The 23,328-nt window shown below is 38.5% G+C and carries 21 protein-coding genes and 2 pseudogenes; 11 read left to right on the top strand and 12 right to left on the bottom strand.

Annotated elements, in window-relative coordinates:
- Positions 1 to 163 precede the first annotated feature (163 nt).
- The 3 genes and pseudogenes from J7649_RS01700 (at position 164) to J7649_RS16935 (ending at position 3,340) form a co-directional block, all read left to right on the top strand.
- Entirely contained in the window at positions 164 to 1,153 is a 990-nt protein-coding gene (locus J7649_RS01700; RefSeq protein ID WP_005090782.1) for an isopenicillin N synthase family dioxygenase, read from the top strand.
- A gap of 26 nt (positions 1,154 to 1,179) precedes the next feature.
- Positions 1,180 to 2,256, top strand: coding sequence for an apurinic/apyrimidinic endonuclease family protein (locus J7649_RS01695; RefSeq protein WP_000738084.1), 1,077 nt, complete (start codon positions 1,180 to 1,182; stop codon positions 2,254 to 2,256).
- Positions 2,253 to 3,340 (top strand): annotated as a pseudogene (locus J7649_RS16935) (BMP family ABC transporter substrate-binding protein). Before J7649_RS01695 ends, J7649_RS16935 begins: the two are co-directional and overlap by 4 nt.
- Positions 3,341 to 3,410: 70 nt before the next feature.
- Here the strand turns inward: J7649_RS16935 and J7649_RS01680 are convergent.
- Positions 3,411 to 4,343: a LysR family transcriptional regulator gene (locus tag J7649_RS01680; RefSeq protein WP_219309051.1), complete on the bottom strand. Its 933-nt coding sequence runs from the start codon at positions 4,341 to 4,343 to the stop codon at positions 3,411 to 3,413.
- A 306-nt stretch (positions 4,344 to 4,649) separates the two neighbouring features.
- On the opposite strand from J7649_RS01680, the gene J7649_RS01675 reads away from it, so the two are divergent.
- The 6 genes from J7649_RS01675 (at position 4,650) to J7649_RS01650 (ending at position 11,160) form a co-directional block, all read left to right on the top strand.
- A complete protein-coding gene (locus J7649_RS01675) occupies positions 4,650 to 5,624 on the top strand; it encodes an isopenicillin N synthase family dioxygenase (protein ID WP_219309045.1) in 975 nt (324 codons plus the stop codon).
- Between the two features lie 16 nt (positions 5,625 to 5,640).
- On the top strand, positions 5,641 to 6,594 hold the full coding sequence (locus J7649_RS01670) for an isopenicillin N synthase family dioxygenase (protein WP_000735994.1): 954 nt from the start codon (positions 5,641 to 5,643) through the stop codon (positions 6,592 to 6,594).
- Positions 6,595 to 6,611: 17 nt separating this feature from the next.
- On the top strand, positions 6,612 to 7,403 hold the full coding sequence (locus J7649_RS01665) for an outer membrane protein OmpK (protein WP_000739035.1): 792 nt from the start codon (positions 6,612 to 6,614) through the stop codon (positions 7,401 to 7,403).
- Positions 7,404 to 7,423: 20 nt separating this feature from the next.
- Positions 7,424 to 8,755 (top strand): nucleobase:cation symporter-2 family protein, encoded by a 1,332-nt coding sequence (locus J7649_RS01660; protein ID WP_004839196.1) that lies wholly within the window; start codon positions 7,424 to 7,426, stop codon positions 8,753 to 8,755.
- 288 nt (positions 8,756 to 9,043) lie between these two features.
- Complete coding sequence (locus tag J7649_RS01655; protein ID WP_219309035.1) at positions 9,044 to 9,976, top strand: IS5-like element ISAha2 family transposase; 933 nt, start codon at positions 9,044 to 9,046, stop codon at positions 9,974 to 9,976.
- 257 nt (positions 9,977 to 10,233) lie between these two features.
- On the top strand, positions 10,234 to 11,160 hold the full coding sequence (locus J7649_RS01650) for a LysR family transcriptional regulator (RefSeq protein ID WP_005265716.1): 927 nt from the start codon (positions 10,234 to 10,236) through the stop codon (positions 11,158 to 11,160).
- A 123-nt stretch (positions 11,161 to 11,283) separates the two neighbouring features.
- On the opposite strand, the gene hpxO is transcribed toward J7649_RS01650, so the two are convergent.
- The gene (gene hpxO, locus J7649_RS01645) at positions 11,284 to 12,441 is read right to left on the bottom strand and encodes an FAD-dependent urate hydroxylase HpxO (RefSeq protein ID WP_219309033.1); all 1,158 of its coding nucleotides are present in this window, start codon (positions 12,439 to 12,441) and stop codon (positions 11,284 to 11,286) included.
- 210 nt (positions 12,442 to 12,651) lie between these two features.
- Between hpxO and alc the strand changes: the two genes are divergently transcribed.
- Positions 12,652 to 13,659, top strand: coding sequence for an allantoicase (gene alc / locus J7649_RS01640; RefSeq protein ID WP_000212598.1), 1,008 nt, complete (start codon positions 12,652 to 12,654; stop codon positions 13,657 to 13,659).
- Positions 13,660 to 13,755: 96 nt separating this feature from the next.
- Positions 13,756 to 14,256 (top strand): ureidoglycolate lyase, encoded by a 501-nt coding sequence (locus J7649_RS01635; protein ID WP_000250866.1) that lies wholly within the window; start codon positions 13,756 to 13,758, stop codon positions 14,254 to 14,256.
- Positions 14,257 to 14,381: 125 nt separating this feature from the next.
- On the opposite strand, the pseudogene J7649_RS01630 reads toward J7649_RS01635, so the two are convergent.
- The 10 genes and pseudogenes from J7649_RS01630 to ureA all read right to left on the bottom strand — a co-directional run bounded on the left by J7649_RS01630 (position 14,382) and on the right by ureA (position 23,281).
- Positions 14,382 to 15,100 (bottom strand): annotated as a pseudogene (locus J7649_RS01630) (outer membrane protein OmpK).
- A gap of 126 nt (positions 15,101 to 15,226) precedes the next feature.
- Positions 15,227 to 16,588 carry a nucleobase:cation symporter-2 family protein gene (locus J7649_RS01625; RefSeq protein ID WP_000139429.1) on the bottom strand — a complete coding sequence of 454 codons (1,362 nt, stop codon included), beginning with the start codon at positions 16,586 to 16,588 and terminating at the stop codon, positions 15,227 to 15,229.
- Between the two features lie 35 nt (positions 16,589 to 16,623).
- Positions 16,624 to 16,944, bottom strand: a complete 321-nt coding sequence (gene uraH, locus J7649_RS01620) for a hydroxyisourate hydrolase (protein ID WP_000625767.1) — start codon at positions 16,942 to 16,944, stop codon at positions 16,624 to 16,626.
- Positions 16,941 to 17,444 (bottom strand): 2-oxo-4-hydroxy-4-carboxy-5-ureidoimidazoline decarboxylase, encoded by a 504-nt coding sequence (gene uraD, locus J7649_RS01615; RefSeq protein WP_001177702.1) that lies wholly within the window; start codon positions 17,442 to 17,444, stop codon positions 16,941 to 16,943. Before uraD ends, uraH begins: the two co-directional genes overlap by 4 nt.
- Positions 17,445 to 17,587: 143 nt before the next feature.
- Entirely contained in the window at positions 17,588 to 18,550 is a 963-nt protein-coding gene (puuE, locus tag J7649_RS01610; protein WP_000127611.1) for an allantoinase PuuE, read from the bottom strand.
- A gap of 385 nt (positions 18,551 to 18,935) precedes the next feature.
- Positions 18,936 to 19,868: an IS5-like element ISAha1 family transposase gene (locus tag J7649_RS01605; RefSeq protein ID WP_044112009.1), complete on the bottom strand. Its 933-nt coding sequence runs from the start codon at positions 19,866 to 19,868 to the stop codon at positions 18,936 to 18,938.
- A 519-nt stretch (positions 19,869 to 20,387) separates the two neighbouring features.
- Positions 20,388 to 22,088, bottom strand: coding sequence for an urease subunit alpha (gene ureC / locus J7649_RS01600; protein ID WP_004778074.1), 1,701 nt, complete (start codon positions 22,086 to 22,088; stop codon positions 20,388 to 20,390).
- A gap of 11 nt (positions 22,089 to 22,099) precedes the next feature.
- Entirely contained in the window at positions 22,100 to 22,561 is a 462-nt protein-coding gene (locus J7649_RS01595) for a GNAT family N-acetyltransferase (protein WP_108563965.1), read from the bottom strand.
- 89 nt (positions 22,562 to 22,650) lie between these two features.
- A complete protein-coding gene (locus tag J7649_RS01590; RefSeq protein ID WP_004778077.1) occupies positions 22,651 to 22,959 on the bottom strand; it encodes an urease subunit beta in 309 nt (102 codons plus the stop codon).
- A 19-nt stretch (positions 22,960 to 22,978) separates the two neighbouring features.
- The gene (gene ureA / locus J7649_RS01585; RefSeq protein ID WP_004778079.1) at positions 22,979 to 23,281 is read right to left on the bottom strand and encodes an urease subunit gamma; all 303 of its coding nucleotides are present in this window, start codon (positions 23,279 to 23,281) and stop codon (positions 22,979 to 22,981) included.
- Positions 23,282 to 23,328: the final 47 nt, after the last annotated feature.

Genomic DNA, 23,328 nt, shown 5'->3' with positions numbered 1-23,328 from the left:
CTCATCACAATTCTTAATTGATGCTGAATTACTTGGACTCCTATTACTACTCTGACTTTATTTAGTGTTGCCTTTTTGGCAACGAGTTGAGCGAGATTCTCTGCTATGCACGGAATTAAATTGTCATTAAGTTGATAACAACAAAGTTCAAAGAGCCACAAAAATGTTGACATACACACCACCTTCTACGGCTAAAAGTATTCCAGTAATCGACTTAAGCGACAGTTTTTCCGATAACCTGGAAAACCGGAAATCTGTTGCGTGGGAAATCCATAAAGCATGCAGAACAACAGGTTTCTTCTATATTAAAAATCATGGTATCGCTTCTGAAGTTCTCCAAAAACAATTAGACATTGCAAAACAGTTTTTTGACCTTCCGATTGAAAAGAAACTAGAAGTTGATTTCAAAAACTCCAAATGCCTTCGTGGTTATGAACCAATGGCAGCTCAAACACTTGATGAAGGCTCTCCTCCTGACTTAAAAGAAGGGTTCATGTCAGGGAAAAATCTAGATTCAAGTCACCCATATGTCCAAAAAAGCTATCCACAACATGGGCAGAATCAGTGGCCTGAAGATCTTCCTGAAATGAAGACCCAGACCGAAACCTATATTCAACAGACTTTAAAACTGGGTAAGCATCTAGCTGGCCTATTGGCACTTTCTCTTGGGCTTGAAGAAAACTACTTCGAGGCAGGCTATGATGAAACTGTCATTATTACCCGTATGCTTCACTATCCTCCTCAATCTGAAAAAATTGTAAACAATCAGCTAGGGTGCGGTGCGCACACTGATTGGGGGTTACTGACGCTCTTATTGCAAGATGAAGTAGGTGGACTAGAAGTACGCAATAGTGAGGGTGAATGGATACGTGCACCTCACATACCAGATACTTTTATCGTAAACCTCGGTGATTTAGTCCAATTCATGACTAATGGACTCTACCTCTCAAATATGCACCGTGTTTTCAATAGTAAAGCAGGTGTCTCACGTTATTCGGTTCCAACCTTCTTTGACTTGGATTACGAATACAAAATCAAAACGCTGCAAAATTTAGGTGATCAATTTAAGGCTGAACCTAAAGAAATGACTGTAGGTGAGTACCTAGCCTATATGTATCAAAAAACTTACGCATCGAAAAAAGAAGCCGTTTAATTTATTCAACAGTTGGTATCAAAATTATGAAAAAAATGTTTCCTCTAGGTTGTGCTGGTTTAGGCATTCAAAACTCATCAAAAGAACGACCAGTAAGCCTGAATGAGCCTACTATTCTCGAACAGTTCGAAATGCTAAAAGCTGCGGAGGTCTTTGATTTTCTGGATCGTATCCCTCTTGAAGATAGTCAAATAGATGCTTACATCAAGGCAAGTCAGAAAACAAATATCCCTATTTATTCTGGTTGTGGCTTATATGTCATTGGCAAGGATGAGGAAGCATTCAAACAGGATATTAATCGTAGTGCCGCTGTAGGGGCCAAATTCCACAACATGATGATTTGGGCAAAACATGCAGATGGTCATTATGTAACGAACGAAGAAGTTGCTAAAACTTATATCGATTTCTACACCTACGCTCAAAGTAAAGGAATAACGGTTACCTTAGAGTGCCACGTTGATAACTGGTCTGAAGATTATCGTCGAGTAATTCCGGTGGCAGATCTTATAGAAAAAGAAGGTGTGCCGTTTGAGTTTGCAATGGATTACAGCCATTGTATTTTTAAAATTGAAAATGAAATTGAGCTTGCTGTATCACAAATGCGTGATGATCCTGAAGCTATCAGAAAGTTAGATCCTTTTAATAATGATAGTTTTGCAGATGATTGGCTGAATCGAAATTTAGTTACATGGGGGCAGATCCGTCCTGCAGTCCCGAATAATCCAGTTAACTGGTTAGCATTTGAAACAGGACCATATAATGGCTTAGGAACAAATCGTCCTGGCCGAGGAATTCAGTATCCATTTAATCAACCTACGGAAGGTGAATGGCATACAGACTTCTGGCATGCATATAAGCTTGCACCAACCAAAGAAGTCATTCGTAAAATCATTGATAGCTACTTGAACAATCCAAATTCTAAAGTTCAACTTATGACTGTTGATAATATCAATTTAGAGTCGTATGGTTTAAATTGGAAATACAACATGTTTGCCGACAGTTGCAGTGTTGCCCATTATATTCGTGAGATTTATGAGGAGCGACTGGCAATATTTATGGCAAAACAAAATTCAACTGATACTCTTCAAAGAGAATCAGCATGAATAACCTACTTAATTTAAAAAATATTTTCGTAAATGCCAGTCTTTTAGGACTTTTACTCATCAGTGGGGCCAATCCAGCATTGGCCGCTGATCAAGCGGCTTTTGTCTATGTCGCTCATAAAAACGATTATGGTTGGTCTTATTCACACGATATAGGTCGTCTGAAAGCAGAAAAGTCCTTACAGGGTAAATTTAAGACCTCTTATATCGAGAATATTCTAGATAATGCCGACTCTGAACGTACATTTCGGAGACTCGCACAACAAGGAAATAAGGTTATATTTGCTACTACCTTCGGGTATATTAATGCCATTGAAAAGGTAGCTAAACAGTTCCCGAACACCATTTTTATGCATGCGAACGGATATAAAACTGCAAAAAATGTGGGAGTCTATGATATCCGAACCTATGAAGGCTCTTACTTGCAAGGGGTATTGGCAGGCTATAAGACTAAAAGTAATGTTTGGGTGTTGTAGCACCATTCCCAATTCCTGAAGTCATTAGAGACATCAATGCCTATACACTTGGGGCTCAATCTGTAAATCCAAAAATTAAGACCAAGATAGTCTGGATTAACACTTGGTTTGATTCAGGAAAAGAGCATGAGGCTGCACTTGCATTAATATCGCAAAATGCTGATATATTATCACAAGTCACCAACTCACCCGCTGTAGTTAAAGCTGCTCAGGAAAAAGGGAAATTTGGCTTTGGCTGGAACTCAGATATGAGTAAGTTTGCTCCTAAAGGTCACCTAGCTGCATCAGTGTTATATTGGGAAAAAATCTATACTCCTGTTTTGCAGCAAGTGCATAACAAAATATGGAAGTCGGGATCGACATGGTATGGTGTCAAGGAAGGTGCCATCGATATAGCAGGTTTTGGTCCAATGGTCTCTAACAATGAAAAAATGAAGGTTTTGGCAGTCCGAGATAAAATTCGTAACGGTCAATATATTGTGTTTAGTGGACCACTTTACAAACAAGATGGAACATTACTTTTGGGAAAAGGTAAACATCTCTCAAATACGCAATTGATGAGTATGAATTATTTCGTTAAAGGCGTGGATGCTGCTTATCCAAAATAAACAAAGCTAAGCCTTTATTGAGGGATTTCGATAAGGGCTTAGCTTTTTAGTTGTACTTTTCAGGTTATGTTTATTGTCCAGCTTCGCCTCTTTGTAGGATTTCATCTGTAATAAGCCTGGAGAGAGCGTCTGTTGCTGTAGAAAGATAATGACCTTTACGTGCATACAGACCTAAATCACAGTAGATACCATTGTTATCATTAAGCGGAATATAGCGAAGGCGATTATTAATTATTTCATTTTCCAACCCAAAGAATGTCTGAAAACCAATTCCCTTATTCCTGAGTATTAACTGTTTCATTAATTCCAAAGAACTCGTTTGCATTTTAAAATTTGGAATAGCATGTTGTGCACCCGCAAATAATGGCGCCAACTGTTGATAAATAGATAAATTAGGTTTTGGCATAATCACATCATAGTCGAGGCACTGATGGAATGACACCGTCTTTTGAGAGGCCAAGGGATGCTCAGTCGATACAATTGCACCTAATTTAAAATGGGATATTGCTATTTGGTGCAAATCATTATGCTTTGGCAAGGCAAAAGCCAAGCCTAGATCCACCCTATTTTCAATGATTTCATTAGGGATATCTTTTGAGCCTAAAATTGTAACCCCTACAGTTACATTAGGATATTTGACCTGGAATTTTTCAATAATCTCTGGCAGGAAATTAATTGCCAGTGTTTCAACACTCGCAATTTCTACATGACCTTTATAAAGCCCTTTCAGTGCATCCAATTCATTCTGCAATCGCTTAGTATCTCGCAATACTAAACTAATATGTCTTGAAAACAACTCACCTGCATGAGTAAGCACCATACCCGAAGGCACCCGATTGAATAATGGTGCTCCAATTTCATCTTCGAGTTTTAAAATTTGCCTATTTACAGCGGAAGATACGACATTTAATTGTCTGGCTGCTTCCCTGATTGAACCGCACCGGCGTACAGCATCAAAATAATGAATTGCTGCTGAGTGAAAGCGAAGACCACGTGTACTCATTTTAACATCACATCCTATTCCAATTTTAAAGCCCCAATCCATTTATAAATTTGAATGAGCTATTGAAATAGAAGCAAAAAACTTGCCATTAAGTAGCAGCCATTTTTTGGACCTAAAGCATTATTTTCAGTGCATCCCGTTGCTTTTTCGGCATCATCACTCATTTAAAAAAGTTTAAGCAATTGTTTTTATTTAATTAATTAAGAATAGCTCTCTTTTTGGCATCAGCTTGCTCGATATTCATTGCTATGCGGTCTCATGATTATTTTATAAAAAAAGAAAACATTATTTTTGAGAGATTGCTACATGACTGCGCTGGAAAACAATCAAAACATTACCTCTATACCCATCATCGATATTTCTGGACTTTTGGATAATGACATACAAACGCACCAAAACATTGCCTCACATATTCGGAAAGCATGCTTAGATAAAGGTTTTTTTTACATTATGGGACATGGAGTTTCTAAAGCATTACAAGATAAGGTTTTTGAATATTCCAAATTATTTTTTAGTCTTCCCCCAGAACAGAAAAAGCATTGGTCCATAGAGCTTTCTGAAGCAAATAGAGGCTATGAACCATTAAGAGCACAAACACTTGAACCTAATTCTCCGCCTGATATAAAGGAAGGCTTTTATATCGGGAAGGAACGCTCACCTTCAGATCCTTTTGTCATCCATAAAGCTTTTAACCAAGGCCCAAACCAATGGCCAGATATTGATGGATTTAAAGAGGTAATGGAGGAATATCAAGTTGAATTGATTAAAGTCTCTGAACGACTCATGCGTGCTATTGCATTATCTCTAAACTTGGAAGCTGACTATTTCACAGAGTTTTGTAAGGATGCAGATTTAGTCACTTTACGCTTATTACACTATCCCCCTCAACCAGCTAATGCTCAACCAAATGAAAAAGGTTGCGGGGCACATACTGATTTCGGCGGGCTTACTCTATTACTTCAAGACCATAATCGTGGTTTACAAGTATGGGATCAGTCAACAAACCAATGGATTTGGGCAGAGCCTATTGAAAATAGTTATGTCGTTAACCTAGGTGACCTAATCTCTATGTGGACGAACAATACATATAGATCCACCCTCCATCGCGTCATCAACATCTCAGGTGGGGAACGATATTCTGTTCCATTCTTCTACAGCGGTAATCACCAGTATCAGATTGAATGCATTCGAGAGTGTTTGGAGGAAAACTCAGAACCGCTATATCCACCAATCAGTGTTGAACAGCATTATCGTAACATGTTCAAAAAAACATATATCTAATAATAAGGAGTTTCCCATGAAAAAATTACCAGTTATCGACATTGCACCTCTTTATGACGTTAACCATCCTGATTATGCAGATATATGCAACCAAATTGACCAAGCATGTCGTGAATGGGGGTTCTTCTATATCAGTGGTTATAAACCGAATCACCTTGCAGAAGTTCAAAGTTTAGCTAAAGAGTTTTTTAGTAAGCCTCTACAAGAGAAATTAGAAATAGATATTCAAAAGAATAAAATTGCACATAGAGGATATGGTGCATTAGGAGTAGAACAACTGAACCCTGACTTACCTGAAGACTTTAAAGAAATATATGACATGGGTGTCCATTTAGAAGCTAATCATCCCGAAGTCATTAATCAAGAACCTCTAAGGGGACCAAATGTTTATCCAAATATTGAAGGGTGGAAAGTAGCTACAGAAGAGTATTTTGATGAAATGGTGGATTTAGCAAAAATATTGCTTAATGCCATGTCTCATGCCATTGGTCTTCCGCAAAATTATTTTGATCATTGTCTGCAAGACAGCCTATGTTTTCTCCGGTTAATTCATTATCCGCCTACCTTAGACAATACAGACTCTCAAGGTTTTAATGCGGGAACACATACTGATTATGGGTGTGTAACTATTTTGGCTCAGGATGAAGTAGGTGGATTACAAGTTCAGGATGTAAATGGTAATTGGATCGATGCTCCTCCTATACCTAACACCTATGTAATCAATATCGGAGATATGATGGCACGATGGTCAAATGATCTCTATAAATCGACACCTCATCGCGTTTCGAGTCCTAAAGGAAAACAAAGATTCTCATTTCCATTTTTCATACAACCTAGTCCAAAAACGATAATTCGCTGCCTACCTAACTGTTATAACGAATCAAATCCTCCTAAGTACTTACCAATTACTAGTATGGAATATTTGCAATCACGTTTTAGTGCAACCTACAAACATCGTGCTGAAGTTTGAATATCGGAAACAATTATATGAAAAAAAATGCGCCCTATCTATTTTTAAGCACATGTTTAATAAGCACTTATTCTTTTGCTGAGGAATCATGGTTAAATTGGCAATCCAATAGTATTTCTGCACTTTACGGTAAAGGTTTTGAAGTAGAGCCTGATACACATGAAACGATTACTTTTGAACATGCGAGCAGTTGGAAATGGGGGGATCTCTATCTATTTGTCGACACTTATTGGTTTGACGGTGAAAAGACTGCTTCCCAAGGTCATAATGCGGTCTATACAGAAATTGCTCCCCGCTTTTCAATAGGAAAACTAACCAATACGAATTTGAGCTTTGGGCCAGTGAAAGATGTCCTAATAGCTACAAGCTTTGACTTAAGCATCCAAGATCAGCCTGGTTATGACGATATGTGGACTTATTTAGTTGGTCCAGGTTTTGACCTTGATATCAAAGGCTTTGATTATTTCACCCTTAATTTTTACTATCGCATTCCAGACGATGGAAACACCCCAAGTGGACAATGGCAAATCACTCCTTGCTGGTCATATACCGTCCCATTTCTTAAATCATCAATCATTTTTGATGGATACATTGATTGGGTAGTCAATTCCAAAGGTAATAACTCTTCCGACTTTCACTTTAACCCACAAATCAAATATGACCTTAGCCCTCATCTAGGCTTAAGCCCAAAAAAATTAGCAGCAGGTATTGAATACGACTATTGGAAAAACAAATTCTTAATCGAAGACACTCCATATTTTAAAACTAATCAAAATGCTACTAGTTTCATCGTCAAATATACCTTTTAGGCTGAAGGAGAAAAACATATATGACTAACACAATCACAGCCAATAACTTAAAACCAAGCTCCATGATTTTTCTCAGTATCCAGCACGTCTTGGTAATGTATGCAGGTGCTGTTTCAATTCCCCTAATTGTTGGAGGAGCTTTAGGGTTAAGCACTGCAGAAATTGCTTTCTTAATTACTGCAGATCTATTTGTTTGTGGCATTGCCACCCTCATTCAAACTATTGGTTTTAAAAATGTAGGTATTCGCTTTCCCATTATGATGGGAGTTACCTTTACTGCAGTAGGCCCAATGATTGCAATTGGGACTAATCCAGATATGGGACTACTAAGTGTATTTGGGGCAATCATTATCGCAGGGATCTTTGGCTTCCTGATTTCACCATTTATTGGAAAGTTAATACGATTCTTCCCTCCTGTGGTGACAGGAACTCAAATTCTTGTGATTGGTCTATCTCTCATTGGTATTGCAGGCACATGGTCCGCTGGCGGATATGGGGTAAAAGACTTTGGAAATCCATTGTACTTATCTATCGCTGCCTGTGTTCTATTAAGCATTATTATCATCAGCCGTTATGTTAAAGGCTTTTTGGGCAACATTTCAGTTCTAATCGGGATGGGAATTGGTTATATCATCGCTGCATTTTCTGGCCTCATCTCTTTAGACAAGATAGATGAAAGCCCATGGTTAGGTTGGGTGATGCCATTTCACTTCGGTATTCCAGAGTTTAACTTTTGGGCTGTCTTGACTATGTGCGTAGTCATGCTGGTTATTTTCATTGAAACAGCTGGGATGTTCATGGCTGTAGGTGAAATTGTTGAAGAAGAAGTGGATCAGGAAAAATTGACTCGCGGTTTTAGAGCTGACAGCCTTGGCACAATGATTGGTGGGATTTTTAATATCTTCCCGTATACATCCTATGCTCAGAACATCGGTTTGCTAGCGATCACAGGTGTTAAGAATCGCAGTGTATGTGCTTTAGCTGGTGTGTTTTTAATCCTTTTAGGTCTATTTCCTAAAATAGCTTACTTTGTTGCGTCTATACCCTCATGTGTTCTAGGTGGAGCCGCATTGTTTATGTTTGGGATGGTGACATCTAATGGTATCAAAGTACTGCAGCGTGTCGACTTTCAAAATGTGAATAATCTCTACATCATTGCAGTCAGTGCCGGCATAGGTATGTTGCCTGTATTCTCACCTACTATTTTCTCACAACTACCATCTTATCTTTCACCTCTGTTAAACAGCCCAATTTTGCTAACGGCTTTTTGTGCTGTGATTTTGAATGCTGTTCTCAATCGAAAACAGCGGATATTGGATGAACAGTATCTTCAGAAATTGAAAGATGCATAAATATCAGATACACAGCTTAAAACATTCTTGTTCTATGTAAAAAAGGGAGCTAATGCTCCCTTAATTCATTGATATCAGTAAAAAGTTTCCTCTTATTTAACTCAGTTCAAAGCTGTCACAGATCCTTTCAATCCCTGCTGGATATCGAACGCATTCTGTTCTATCACAGGCTGGTGCAGACCTTCTTCCTGATAAAACTCGTCCACCACATCTAGCCCCTCCTCAATATCCATTGGCTTTGTTGCACAAACCTAGCCTATAAGGTTTATTCAGTCCTATAATTTCAAAATGAATAAACCTACTCCTAAAACTTATCGTACAACCAACTGGTCTTCCTATAATCGCGCTCTCATTAATCAGGGCAACATTTCCATTTGGTTTGATCCAAACACTCAGTGGTATGCACAACCACAAAACAAGCAAGGTCGAAATCAAACTTACTCCGATACGGCTATTCAATGCTGTTTAATGATCAAATCTTTATTTAGACTCTCTTTACGCATGGTCACAGGTTTTGTTCAAAGTCTGATTAAACTTTGTGGATTAAATTGGACCGCACCAGATTACAGTACGCTTTGTGGAAGACAAAAACATATTGATATTGCGATTAGCTATCAAAAAAGTAGTGATGGGCTACATCTACTCGTCGACTCAACTGGCTTAAAGTTTCTAGGTGAAGGTGAGTGGAAACGTAAGAAACATGGACCTGAATATCGTCGCCAATGGCGTAAGCTTCATATTGGCATCGATGCTGAAACCTTGCAAATACGTGCAGTACAGCTTACTACAAATAATGTGAGCGATTCGCAAGTACTCGGTGATTTACTTGCTCAAATTCCCTTAGATGAACGAATTGATTCGGTCTATACCGATGGTGCTTATGACACGAAGCACTGCAGACAAGTCATTCTAGATCGAGATGCACATGCGCTCATTCCGCCAAGAAAAAATGCAAAACCATGGAAAGATCAGAAATTGAGATCTTTAGAGCGGAATGAGTTACTGAAAACAGTTAAACGTTTAGGAAGAACGCTTTGGAAAAAATGGTCTGGTTATCATCGTCGAAGTTTAGTTGAAACCAAGATGCATTGCATCAAACTATTAGGTGATAAATTAACAGCAAGGAGTTTTTCTAGTCAGGTGAATGAGATTCATGCACGCATAGCCGTATTGAACAAATTTACAGAATTAGGTCGTCCTCATACCCAAGTTGTCACTTGAATTCTGTTCAAATGAGCAGAGTGTTATCTTTTAAATCTTTGTGCAACAAAGCCCCATGTAACTAGGGCTAATTCGTTCTTTTCTAAGTCAAAAATACGTTTGGATAGCATTTCTGTCTATTAGAATGATTTGCATACAATGTTCTGTTTTTTAGAACACAAAAGCAGAATGAATTGAAAAAATCAAAAGTTATGGCATGAAAATCGCTTAAGCATGGATAAGTACTTTGTAAACTGCCCGTGAGATTGAATAGCTGTATGTCGATTACCTTTTCCCGATTTTCTGAATATTTTATGGCTGTTGCCCGTACTGGCAGTTTACGTAAAGCCGCAGAACAGCTTTTTATTTCAGTCTCTGCAGTGCATCGGCAAATTGTTCTTGCTGAAGAAGAGTTAGGCGTTGCTTTATTTGAGCGTTTACCGCAGGGGCTGAAGCTAACGTTAGCAGGTGAATTACTTTATGCTGATTTGCTTAAATGGCAAAAAGAATATCAGCTGACTCGAATTCGATTTGATGAAATTCAAGGATTAAGTCGCGGCAATATTGAAATGGGTTTTATTTCTGCCCTAAATGATGGTTTTGTCGTGGATTGTATTCAACGCATGGCTGAAAGCTATCCATGGATTAATCTCAATATCAGTATGAATAGCAGTGAAGAAATATCGAGAAAAATCATTGATGCAGAATTAGATTTTGGCATTATCTTAAATCCTAAAAGTCACAATCAATTAGAAATCTTATCCTTTATTGAAATTCCTTTAGGCTATGTTTTATCACCACATCACACCTTAGCCGGCATGGATAAAATCTATTTATCTGACACTTTAAATGAGCGTCATATCATGCCAAGTGAGCCCTTAGTCATCAGTGATTATGTACATACACTCTATAAACATCACAAATTTAATCCTATACAAAAGATAGAATGTAATGACATTAGAATGATAACATCATTAATTCAACAACAATTAGGCATTGGCTTAATGTCATATATGGATGCATTACCACTTTTAAACTCAAAAAAGATCGTATTTAAGCCCATTCGTGAAAAAGGTATGCATCGTTTAACCATTGCACTGTGCGTCGCTTCAAAACGTCAAACATCTCGTCTTTCACAAATAATGGTAAATTTATTGGTCGAAAAAATGGAAGAAATCAAATTGCAATTAAAGCAACTTCCTTAAACATTTAATCCTTTGCTCTTCAATCTAATGTTTCTAAATAGCTAAAAAAAGCCAGTGTGAATATTCACACTGGCTGCTGAAAGCTAACCTTTTAGTTTTACATTTCTTTTTGTGTCTTACAGCTTAGTCGAGTGGATTACCGACAATGTTACTAATAATTCCCTTCATAATATGATTGCCTTGTTCTTTACGTAACTCTTCATACCACTCTCGGGTCACCGCTTCATCTTTCATATGTGTCACATCACAGCGCTTACGGGCACGAAGTACCAACTCATTGGCACGTTCATTACGCTTGTTCTGATAGCGACGTAAAGAATCTTGTAAACCTAAGGTATTAATTTGCAATGAACGTGCCAAATAGATAGCATCTTCCATCGCTTGGCAGCCGCCTTGACCAATATCAGGTGTTGTACTGTGCGCTGCATCACCTACAATCACCACTCGACCTTTGTAAAAATTGGCAAATGGTTCGATATCGTGAATTTCTACACGATTGGTCTTTTGCACATCGACTGCATCAATTAACTTTTGGACAGGCTCACACCATCCTTTAAAGTATTGTTTGAATAAAGCTTTGTATTGGCTACGATCATTTTCAAGACCAACAGCTAACGGCACATCAAAAAAGAAATAGAAACGATTATTCGCCACTGGCATCAGTGAAACACGTTTGCCTTCACCTACAAACGTTGTCCATTGATCTGCTGCGGCATAATCGTCTGAGACATCAACGAGACCATTCCAATTGACATAGCCTGCATAGCGTCGCTCAACTTGCTCACCTAAAACATAGGCACGAGTAATTGAGTGTGTACCGTCTGCACCCACCAATAGATCAGATTCTATTTCGCTACCATCTGCAAATTGAATTTTTACACGCACTCCTTCTTCAACAAAAGAAATCATTTTCTTAGCTAGATGAATATCTTCACGACCAAATTCATCCATTAACATATTCTGAAGTTCCGCACGTGATACCGGATATGGTCGTTGCCCGACTTCTTCAATCAATGGATAAAGGCTAAACTGGGTCATCACATCGCCCGTCAGACCATCAATATAAGCAAGGTTATCCATTTTGCCGCCAAGCTTTTCAACTTGCTCTGTCAAACCCAAATAATTTAGACATTTCACACCGTTAGACCATAACGAAATAGCAGCACCCACCGGTAAAATTTGTTCTGCCTGTTCATAGATGGTTACTTGGTGTCCGAATTTTTTTAGTGCGATGCCTGTAGTTAGACCCGCCATACCTGCACCAATAATTGTAATTTCCATCTATAATTCCCCTGTGTTTTATAAGTTTCTAAGTCATAAAATGCTAAAAGCGTGCCATTTTTTATAAAGCGCCCTGAAAAAAATCCAAAGTTGGCACACGCTGTGCATCTAAACGCGTGTAAATGCTTGTTTTTATCGTTTGTTAAATTTTTTGTAGCACGATAGCGCAAAGCATGAATTTTGAAAGAAAATAGCGAATGGATTTAATATATGGCGACTTTATTAGCACCCGATTTTGATATTCCTGCACAATTACAGACACTTACCAATTTGGCAGATGACCGTATTGGTGCAAAAATTATTGAATGTTCAGATGAATTTTTCGCAGAAGCAAAACGTATGCTTCAATTTGACGCGCCAATTTTTGTTGAAGATAAATTCGATGACCATGGTAAATGGATGGATGGTTGGGAAACGCGCCGTAAACGTCACACAGGTTATGACTGGGCAATTATTCAATTGGGCGTAGCTGGGCATATTAAGGCTTTAGATATTGACACTACCTTCTTCACTGGGAATTACCCTGCTTCAGCTTCAGTTGAAGCCTGCTACGCCCCTGATGGCGATCTTGCTCAAGCTGAATGGTTGAACATATTAGAGAACAACGTACTTGGCCCAAGTCAGCATCATGTTTTGCCGATTACAGCTGACCAAGTTTTTACTCATGTGCGTTTAAATATTTTTCCTGATGGTGGTGTTGCTCGTTTTAAAGTGTATGGTGAAGTGAGCGTTCAACAACAAGATCACACTGCAACAATTGATTTAGTTGCTTTAGAAAATGGTGGACGTGTAATTGCTTATAGCGATGCACATTTTGGTCATCCACGTAATCTGATTAACCCAGGTCGCGGAATTAATATGGGTGATGGTTGGGAAACCAAACGTCGTCGTGCACCGGGCTTTGATTGGTGTATTTTGGCTTTGGGTCAAACTGGTGCAATTGAAAAAATTGATATCGATACGGCACACTTTAAAGGCAACTTTCCAGCCCAAGTCTCTATTCAAGCCGTATATGTTAAAGATGCAACTGATCCACAATTAATTCCACAAAGTATGTTCTGGCCATTTTTGCTTGAAGCACAAGACATGCAAATGGATCATATTCATAGCTTTGTAAACGAAATTTTGCAACATGAAAAGATCTCGCATATTCGCATTAATATGATTCCAGATGGTGGTATCAGCCGTATTCGTTTGTGGGGTAAAACCAAAAGCTAAATTGAAAGCTTGAATACTTTCTACATCGAGAAGGATAAGTACTGTGGTTTTATCCTTCTTCTCCTACACTTGATATAGACAATAAAAGAATTACACATGGTTCAAACAATTCAGCTACAGCCCCTGAGCATTGAAAACTTTGCCCCTTTTGGTGAGGTGATTTGCTGCGGAGGACAGGATTTTTTTCATATCAATGATGCACATACCGAGCGTTATCATGCCCTTGTAACCACTGAAATCTTCGGTGAAGCACATGCAGGTATTAGTATTTTTCGTAATATTAAACAGACAGAAATTCCTTTTTCGGTTTCGATGCTTGAGCGACATCCGAATGGCTCACAAGCTTTTATCCCGATGCAAGGTCAGGCTTTTTTAATTGTGGTGGCACCTGCATTGGATGATCAAACGCCTGATATTTCAAAACTCTGTGCTTTTATTTCAGATGGTACACAAGGTGTTAACTACCATGCAGGTACATGGCATCACCCTCTATTAACTTTAGAGGCGCCAAGTAACTTTGCCGTGGTTGATCGTATTGGTATTGGACATAATTGTGATGTTTATCAGTTTAATGAAGTACTCAATATCGTGGCATAAATTTAAACTATCATTGAAATTGAAACCTCAATTTAAAATTGTCTCAGAAATTAAAAGCCCCATCCGTGGGGCTTTTAAGTCTTGTGCAGTATGTTGTGTAACGATGTACGGTTTTAACGAATCAATTAGAAGTGATATTTCACTAGCGCACTGACGTTATTTTCATCTTTACCTTTAATATTATATTTATTATTCCAAACTGAATGCTCAACGCCTACATACAGGCGTGTATCTGGGGAAATATGTTGCCCCACATTCCATTTATATTGACTGGTCCAGTTCATCTCACTGGCTGAGCCTTTTTCCGCAGTTGACCAATCCAGAAAAGCATCTGCTAAGAAAGATTCTGAGCCAATTTTAAAAGGTATGGCATAGGTAAGCGTCATTTGATAGTCATCAGCTTTAGTATCATTATTCACTTTATATAAATTTAATTTTGCATATTGAAAATATGGCACATCAAAGTCTAAGCCAATACCATAGAGAAAATTATCCAGTTGCTACCCGCTTCCCAAGTGGTTGCAAGCAATACATCTTTTACAGGGCCAAATTTAAGTTCTTTACCCGTTACATCGCCTAAACTCAATCGTGGTGATGCTTCAAAATAGGTTTGATCGCCCCTGACGTCATTATGTGTACGGTCGGCAAAAATGAAGAAATCACCATATTTAAGCTTTGACGCGTATTCAAATGTCACAGTGGTTTGTTTGTCTTCTTTTGCAATGAGCTGATAGTCGGTGCCATATAGACCGGTAATGCTGAAGTCTTGCCAGATTGGGGCTGCAAAGATAGAGTTGGCTGAAATAGTGCATAGAATTGCAGCTGAAAGAGGCATAAATTTCATTAAATTGTTTTTCCTAGCGATAAATACGTTTTGAGTAATTTATTTAGCAAAAACAAAGCCAATATTAGATTTTTTAATAAAAAAAGCCCACATTAATGTGAGCTTTTTTTATTTATTTTGAATAGCTTAGTGATGACTATCTATAACAATATTGCTGGTTTTATTCACTTCTTTACTTTTAAAAAAGTTTAGATGGTTAAACACAATATTTAATACGATGGCCATGAGGCACGTTGAACTAATACCTGAATGGAACAGGGTTTGTACCCATTTTGGGAAGTTCGCATAGAATGAGTGATCAATAATTGGAATCATACCTGCGGCAATTGCTGTAGCAACAATGATTAGGTTCTTTTGCTCACTATAATCAATTTTAGCTAAAGTACGAATACCACTTGCAGCCACTGTACCAAACAATACCAAACCTGCGCCACCCAATACCGGTACAGGAATTGCAGCAATCAAACGGCCCATAATTGGTAAAATACCCAATACAACTAAAATTAAGCCACCCGCTGCAACAACAAAACGGCTTTTTACACCAGTAATCGCGACCAAGCCTACATTTTGTGCAAAGGCACTTTGCATGAATGAGCCAAATATTGGTGCTGCCGCACTTGAAAGCATATCGGCACGTAGCCCATTGGTAATACGTTCAGCGTCGACTTTGGTACCGACAATTTCACCAACAGCGATAATATCAGCTGTAGTTTCAGTCATAATCACCAATGTCACAATTAGCATGGCAATAATGGCACTCAGTTCAAATGTTGGCATACCAAAGGCAAAGAAACTTGGGAATTGAATCCAATTGCCATTTGCGACTTTTGAGAAATCGCCAAAGCCCATCGCATATGCCAGCACTGTACCTAGCACAATTGCTAATAAGATGGATAAACGACGAATTGTAGCGTTTCGAGTAATATTCAGCACAATGACAATGGCTAAAGTTAGAAAAGCCAAACTAATATTTTCAGCACTGCCCCAATCAGGCGCTTTGCTATTTCCACCCATCATCCAACGTACTGCGACAGGTAGCAATGACAAACCAATCACGGTAATCACGCAGCCGGTCACGATTGGCGGGAAAAAACGAATAATTTTTGAAAAATATGGTGCTAAAAAGAAACCGATTAATGAAGCAACAATAACCGCACCATATACTGCCGAAAGCCCACCACCTGCAGTGACTATGGCAATCATCGTTGCCACACCAGCAAAGGATACGCCTTGAACTAGGGGTAATTTTGCACCGATGTATTTCACACCGACCGTTTGTAAAATCGTGGCTAAACCACCGACAAATAATGCTGCTGCAATTAATAAACCAATTTGTGCAGGTTCAAGTCCTGCGGCTGTACCAATAATCAGTGGCGGCGCAATAATACCGCCATACATCGTCAATACATGTTGTAAGCCATAAGCTAGGCTTTTCCCTGCACCTAAATATTCATGTTCTGGTGAAACTGTTTGATTTTGTTCTGTCATTTTTATATCCCCCGATCCGTTTTATGATGCTATTTTTAGCTACCGCGATATGTTGAATAGGCAAAAGGGCTAATCAACAAAGGAATATGAAAATGCTGTGAGGCATCTTTTACTAAGAAATGAATTACTGCTTTTGGGAAAAAAGTTTCGGTATTAAGACTTTCAAAATAGTCCGCTGTGGCAAACTCTAAGCTATAGCTACCCGTAGAAAATTCGCTTAAACCAAAGTCGGTCACACGGCCATCTGCATTGGTTTGCCCTTCACCAAGTAACATACCGTCTGCATTGAATAATTTAATCAAGACATTGGCAGCAGGTTTCCCAAGATTTGTATCTAAAATATGTGAGCTGATCATGCACTTAGCTCCTGTTTTAATCTTAATAAGGCAATTTCAGCCAATTGATGATGGACAATACGCTTTTCAGTTTCTGGATTATTCAGCAGACGGTACTGCAATGCTTGTAATACATTTTCACTGCTTAAGCCTGAAGCTTTAATTAAGAAGATATAGCCGTACTTTTTTTCATAAGCGATGTTGCCTTTGAGCAATGCCATTTGTGTTTCTTCATCGGCTGAAATAGCGGATTGTTCACGGTTGGAAAAATTCTTTTCTAATTCAGAAAGTTCAGCTTGGGCTTTTTTTTCACCAATACGCGGGTGATTATCTAAAGCAGATTTAATTTCTTCCCACGACCATGTACGAGCAGCTTGAGCCGCGTATTCCAAAATACTGTCTAATGATGCATACGGACGCTGACTGAGCAGCTCATTCGCCCAGCTTTCAATTTGCACACAGTGCTTTAAAAATGTTTTTACATCGGCTTCGGATGCTTGATTAAATTCAACAAGTTGCACTATTAAATCGCCTAAAAATATTTAATATTCGTTCAAAACATGTTTTGCAATATCAATGCCAATCCCTTATTTCTTAGACAAATTGCTTTTTATAGGCACAAAAAAAGAGGCGCTAAGCCTCTCTTTCTTCTTTATTTTTTTTATTACGGTGCATGGTGTTTTATCCAATGTTCTGCAATATCGGCACGACGACAAACCCATACTTTTTCATGCGATTGCACATAATCTAAGAATCTTTGTAGTGCTTTAAAGCGTCCTGGTCGCCCTAAAATACGACAGTGCATACCAATAGATAGCATTTTTGGCGCAGTTTCACCTTCGGCATATAACACATCAAAGGCATCTTTAAGGTATTGATAAAATTGCTCACCACTATTAAAACCACCCGGCGAGCAAAACTTCATATCATTACTTTCAAGTGTATATGGAATGATTAAATGCGGACGTGTTGCACCATCTACATTCGTCACTGTGCTCCAAAATGGTAAGTCATCGCCATAATAGTCACAGTCATATTGAATCTGAGGAAATTCAGCAAGTAATTTTCGAGTATTCGGGCTATCACGTCCGGTATACCAACCGATTGGTGTTTTACCAAATAGCGTTTCAAGCACGCTAATAGCTTGATCCATATGTTGGCGTTCTTGTTCGATTGGCATATCTTGATAATGCAACCAACGTTGACCATGCGATACGACATCATAATTGGCTGCTTTAATCGCTTCCACAATGTAAGGATTGCGTGCCAAAGCCATACCCACACCGAAAATGGTCATGGGGAGTTGGCGTTTTTTAAACTCTTGGTGAATGCGCCAAAAGCCCGCTCGTGAGCCATATTCGTACATGGAATCCATCGACATGTGTTTGTCTGGAAAACTGGCCGCGCCAATAATATCTGACAAAAACTGTTCTGAACCTGCATCACCATGTTCTACATGGTTTTCACCGCCTTCTTCATAGTTCAATACAAACTGAACCGCGACACGAGCACCATTTGGCCATTCCACTTTGGGTGGTTCTCCATGATAGCCAATCAGATCTCTGGAATAGTCTTGTTGTTGAATCTGGTCTATCAGATCTTGCCCACGTAAATATGTTGCTGTCACATCCACTTCCTAATTTGTTATATCAAACAGTCAAAAAATAGAATGAATTAAGCAATTAGTGCGCCAAAACTTAGTATACAAGTTTTATTTCCTTTCTAAAGGAACGACAACTGATGACGCGTGCATATTGAGCATCTAACTTTATAAATTTAATATCTAAAAAATATTTTTTCTTTGGACTGTCTAATGAATACAAAACATAAAAAAATTATTAATATTTTTACTTTAGAATTTTTTCTTTCATTTTTTAGTACATTAGACTTCCGTCATAAATCAAAAAACGTACAATTTATTTGATCTTAAATTAATCAGCAAAATTATTTAATTCAAGAGGGCTTTGTTGCACAAACATTCAAAAGCTAAACTTCTTCCAAGTTATCTAAATTTAAGTGGCAACTTGGGTGTGAGGTCGGCCTAAATCTGTAAATTTATTTAATACGGCCACACGTGCATGAATCTCATTGACTTGGCTTTGAAAGTTTCTCGCACGGAGTTTATCGCCTAATAATTTGATGCAATGCATCTTGGTTTCTATCAGACTTCTGCGATGATAGCCTGACCAATTTTTCCATATTGTTCTTCCTAAACGTTTAACTGTTCGAAGTAATTCATTTCGCTCTAGCGAGCTGGTCTTTGTATCTTTCCAAGGTTTCGCATTTTTTCTTGGCGGAATCACCGCATGTGCTTGTCGGTCTGCAATTACTTGACGGCATTGCTTGGTGTCATAAGCCCCATCAGTATAGACAGAGTCAATCTGCTCATCTTGTGGAATCTGATCGAGTAAATCACCAAGCACTTGTGAATCACTCACATTATTTGTAGTGAGTTGAATAGCGCGTATTTGAAGGGTTTCAGCATCTATACCAATATGAAGTTTACGCCATTGGCGACGATATTCAGGTTGGTGTTTCTTACGCTTCCATTCACCTTCACCTAGAAACTTTAAGCCAGTAGAATCGACGAGTAGCTGGAGACCATTACTGCTTTTTTGATAGTTAATTGCAATATCAATATGCTTTTGTCTTCTGCAGATGGTGGAATAGTCTGGTGCTGTCCAATCTAATCTACAAAGATGAATGAGACTTTGCACAAAGCCAGTGACCATGCGTAAAGAAAGACGAAATAAGGATTTGATCATTAAACAGCATTGGATGGCTGTATCTGAATAAGTTTGATTTCGACCATGTTTACCTTTGGGTTGAGCGTACCATTGAGTCTTGGGATCAAACCAAATTGAGAGATTTCCTCGATTTATTAATGCACTGTTATAAGAAGACCAATTGGTTGTACGATAGATTTTATGTGTGGGCTTATTCATTTGAGAATTATATTGTGGAATAAGCCTTTAGAGATAGGTTTGTGCAACAAAGCCTGCTGGCATATACAATTTAGATTGGGTGAAAGATAAACAATTAAATTGATTGAAAAATGATTTATGAAGGAAGTCTAATGGTTACGGTGATCAATTTAAAACACCAAATATTTTAAACTTAATTATTCTTTTTATCATAGGATTAATTTCTTGGTTTTTCTTTTATTTCTTTAATTTAAAACATAAAATTTTATTAAAAAAACTTTCCCTTGGCTTATTTGATATCTGCATTAATCTTTTAAGACTTGCCTGTGGAATCATGATTTCATTTGTTTTTTTACACTTATTGGTAGATGGGTATAATCATAAATTATTAAATTTTACATTTTTTGGATTGTTAGCCCTTATAGAGGTAGTCGTATTTTCATATTTTAAAGATTATTTACTTTTCAAAAATACTAAAATTTAAAAAAGAGAAGCCTTTCATATTCAGAAAGGCTTTGTGAAATAGTGTTTTGGAAATGATTAAAATAAGAAGTAACGCTGCGCCATTGGTAACACTTCCGCAGGCTCACAAGTCAAATGCACACCATCTGCACGTACTTCATAAATCTCAGGGTCAACCTCCATTACAGGACAATAAGTATTTAACTTCATATCTGCTTTCGAGATATTACGCGTGGCTTTACAAGGACTAATCAACTTCTTTAAAGCCAATTGTTCATGTACGCCTTGCTCTATTGCCACTTGCGATAAAAAGGTAATGCAGGTGTTATGTACGCCACGAGGGTAAGCGCCAAACATCGGACGATAATGCACAGGCTGTGGCGTTGGAATTGAAGCATTAATATCACCCATCGGCGCAGCTGCAATCATTCCGCCTTTAATAATCATCGAGGGCTTAACACCAAAAAATGCAGGCTTCCATAAAACAATATCGGCTAATTTACCCACTTCAATCGAACCAACTTCATGGCTTAATCCATGGGTAATGGCAGGATTAATCGTATATTTAGCAATATAGCGCTTCACACGATTGTTATCGTGATTTTGATTATCACCTTCGAGTGGGCCGCGTTGCACTTTCATTTTATGTGCTGTCTGCCAAGTACGTAATATTACTTCACCCACACGCCCCATCGCTTGCGAGTCGGAAGACATCATGGCAATTGCGCCCATATCCTGCAAGATATCTTCTGCAGCAATAGTTTCACGGCGAATCCGACTTTCAGCAAAAGCAACATCTTCAGAAATTGCAGGGTCTAAATGGTGGCAAACCATCAACATATCTAAATGTTCATCAATGGTATTGACGGTATATGGACGTGTGGGATTGGTTGAAGATGGTAAAACATTGGGTTGACCAATTGCTTTTAAAATATCTGGTGCGTGACCACCGCCCGCACCCTCAGTATGGTAAGTGTGGATGGTCCGGTTATTAAATGCTGCTAAGGTTTCTTCTAGAAAGCCACTTTCATTTAGTGTGTCTGTGTGAATGGCAACTTGTACATCGTATTGATCCGCCACACTTAGACAGTTATCAATCGCGGCTGGCGTCGATCCCCAGTCTTCATGTAATTTTAAACCCACCACACCGGCTTTGATTTGTTCAGCGATTGGTTCTGGCTGACTCAAGTTGCCTTTACCTAACAGACCAATATTCATAGGTAAATCATCAATAGCTTGTAGCATGGTCGCAATATGCCATGGGCCTGGAGTTACTGTGGTTGCAGATGTTCCTGCGGCGGGGCCTGTACCACCACCAATCATTGTAGTTGTGCCTGACATTAGTGCTGTTTCAACTTGTTGTGGGCAAATCCAATGAATGTGAGTATCTATCCCTCCCGCCGTTAAGATTTGTCCTTCACCTGCGATGACTTCAGTTGCTGCACCTAAAGGAATTGTAATGTCAGGTTGAATATCAGGGTTACCTGCTTTACCTATTTTCCAGATACGACCATTTTTAAGTCCAACATCGGCTTTGACAATACCCCACCAATCGACAATTAAAGCATTGGTAATGACGGTATCAGCGACCTCATCAGACAATAATTGTGACTGTCCCATACCATCGCGAATGACCTTGCCACCGCCAAATTTAACTTCTTCACCATAAGTCGTGAGGTCTTGTTCAACTTGAATAAACAATTCTGTATCAGCTAAGCGAACTCTATCACCTACTGTAGGGCCAAACATTTCCGCATAAGCACGGCGAGACATTTTCATTAATATATTTCCTATTCTAGATTTTTTGGCTTTAGCAGCTTTTGCATCGGAATAAATTGAATACCCCATTTCTCCGTTAGCGCACCGACCACTTCAAATCCATATTTTTTATAAATATCGAGTGCATAATGACTTGAATTTATTGTGATTATATCGGGATCATTTTTAAGTATTTCTTGCTCTAAAAAGTCCCACATTTGTCGACCATAACCTTGACCGTGATATTCAGCTTTTAAGAAATAATGCATGACATGAGATGGAGCGATATACGCCAAATTCCCAACGATTTCTTCATTAATTTCTGCCACAAAATAATGAATAAGTGGTTGTTGGAAGATGTTTTTCAACATATCAGGTTTAAAGCGTTCACGTCCTTCTTCAGTCATGACAACATAATCGACAAAAGGTTCAATAACAGCAGCGATGGCTTCAACATCATCAACAGTTGCTGGGCGTATTTTCATTATTAACATTTAATTCTCTTATGCTTTTTCATGTACTTATTGAACTTATTACTAACAATAATTTAATTGTTCAACAAGACACTTGAGCATAAAAATAGTTAATCCAATTTACCCATAACACGCCCTGCAAACCCATACACCTCACGTTTACCTGCAAGTGCAACCAATTCGATATCTCGACTTTGGCCCGGTTCAAAACGAACTGCTGTTCCAGCAGCGATGTTGAGTCGATAGCCTCTAGCTTGCTCTCGATTAAATTGCAAAGCATCATTGGCTTCAGCAAAGTGAAAATGAGAACCGACTTGAATTGGTCGATCGCCTGCATTAGCAACACGCATTTTCAGTGTTTCTCGTCCGACATTCATTTCAATGTCTGAATCAGGCGTAATAATTTCACCAGGAATCATGGCTTACTCCTTATTTTTATTAGACAATGGGTTGATGAACTGTGACTAACTTTGAACCATCTGGAAAAGTAGCTTCGACCTGCACTTCTGCAATCATTTCCGCGACACCATCCATGACATCTTCACGACTTAACAAGGTTGTGCCGTAATGCATTAACTCGCTCACGGACATGCCATCGCGTGCGCCCTCAAGCAGTGCTGCTGAAATAAATGCAATTGATTCTGGATAATTCAATTTTAATCCACGCGCTTTACGACGCTCAGCAACAAGGCCTGCGGTAAAAATTAATAATTTATCTTTTTCAGTTGGATTAAGTTCCATAACAATTTCCTAATCTTCTAAAATGTAGAATGCAAAATGCGTGCAAA

This window comes from Acinetobacter lwoffii (genome assembly GCF_019343495.1).
Taxonomy (GTDB): domain Bacteria; phylum Pseudomonadota; class Gammaproteobacteria; order Pseudomonadales; family Moraxellaceae; genus Acinetobacter; species Acinetobacter lwoffii_P.
The sequence above is the reverse complement of the archived record's forward strand: the minus strand, read 5'-3'. Positions and strand labels throughout refer to the sequence as shown.

Excerpts from the sequence above, each read along its gene's own strand:
- J7649_RS01675 (WP_219309045.1), top strand. The coding sequence starts at position 4,650 with ATGACTGCGCTGGAAAACAATCAAAACATTACCTCTATACCCATCATC.
- ureA (WP_004778079.1), bottom strand. The coding sequence starts at position 23,281 with ATGGAACTTAATCCAACTGAAAAAGATAAATTATTAATTTTTACCGCA.
- J7649_RS01665 (WP_000739035.1), top strand. The coding sequence starts at position 6,612 with ATGAAAAAAAATGCGCCCTATCTATTTTTAAGCACATGTTTAATAAGC.
- J7649_RS01650 (WP_005265716.1), top strand. The coding sequence starts at position 10,234 with ATGTCGATTACCTTTTCCCGATTTTCTGAATATTTTATGGCTGTTGCC.
- ureC (WP_004778074.1), bottom strand. The coding sequence starts at position 22,088 with ATGAAAATGTCTCGCCGTGCTTATGCGGAAATGTTTGGCCCTACAGTA.
- J7649_RS01695 (WP_000738084.1), top strand. The coding sequence starts at position 1,180 with ATGAAAAAAATGTTTCCTCTAGGTTGTGCTGGTTTAGGCATTCAAAAC.
- J7649_RS01635 (WP_000250866.1), top strand. The coding sequence starts at position 13,756 with ATGGTTCAAACAATTCAGCTACAGCCCCTGAGCATTGAAAACTTTGCC.
- J7649_RS01605 (WP_044112009.1), bottom strand. The coding sequence starts at position 19,868 with ATGAATAAGCCCACACATAAAATCTATCGTACAACCAATTGGTCTTCT.
- J7649_RS01660 (WP_004839196.1), top strand. The coding sequence starts at position 7,424 with ATGACTAACACAATCACAGCCAATAACTTAAAACCAAGCTCCATGATT.
- J7649_RS01595 (WP_108563965.1), bottom strand. The coding sequence starts at position 22,561 with ATGTTAATAATGAAAATACGCCCAGCAACTGTTGATGATGTTGAAGCC.
- J7649_RS01680 (WP_219309051.1), bottom strand. The coding sequence starts at position 4,343 with ATGAGTACACGTGGTCTTCGCTTTCACTCAGCAGCAATTCATTATTTT.
- alc (WP_000212598.1), top strand. The coding sequence starts at position 12,652 with ATGGCGACTTTATTAGCACCCGATTTTGATATTCCTGCACAATTACAG.
- J7649_RS01625 (WP_000139429.1), bottom strand. The coding sequence starts at position 16,588 with ATGACAGAACAAAATCAAACAGTTTCACCAGAACATGAATATTTAGGT.
- J7649_RS01670 (WP_000735994.1), top strand. The coding sequence starts at position 5,641 with ATGAAAAAATTACCAGTTATCGACATTGCACCTCTTTATGACGTTAAC.
- J7649_RS01655 (WP_219309035.1), top strand. The coding sequence starts at position 9,044 with ATGAATAAACCTACTCCTAAAACTTATCGTACAACCAACTGGTCTTCC.
- hpxO (WP_219309033.1), bottom strand. The coding sequence starts at position 12,441 with ATGGAAATTACAATTATTGGTGCAGGTATGGCGGGTCTAACTACAGGC.
- uraH (WP_000625767.1), bottom strand. The coding sequence starts at position 16,944 with ATGATCAGCTCACATATTTTAGATACAAATCTTGGGAAACCTGCTGCC.
- J7649_RS01590 (WP_004778077.1), bottom strand. The coding sequence starts at position 22,959 with ATGATTCCTGGTGAAATTATTACGCCTGATTCAGACATTGAAATGAAT.
- J7649_RS01700 (WP_005090782.1), top strand. The coding sequence starts at position 164 with ATGTTGACATACACACCACCTTCTACGGCTAAAAGTATTCCAGTAATC.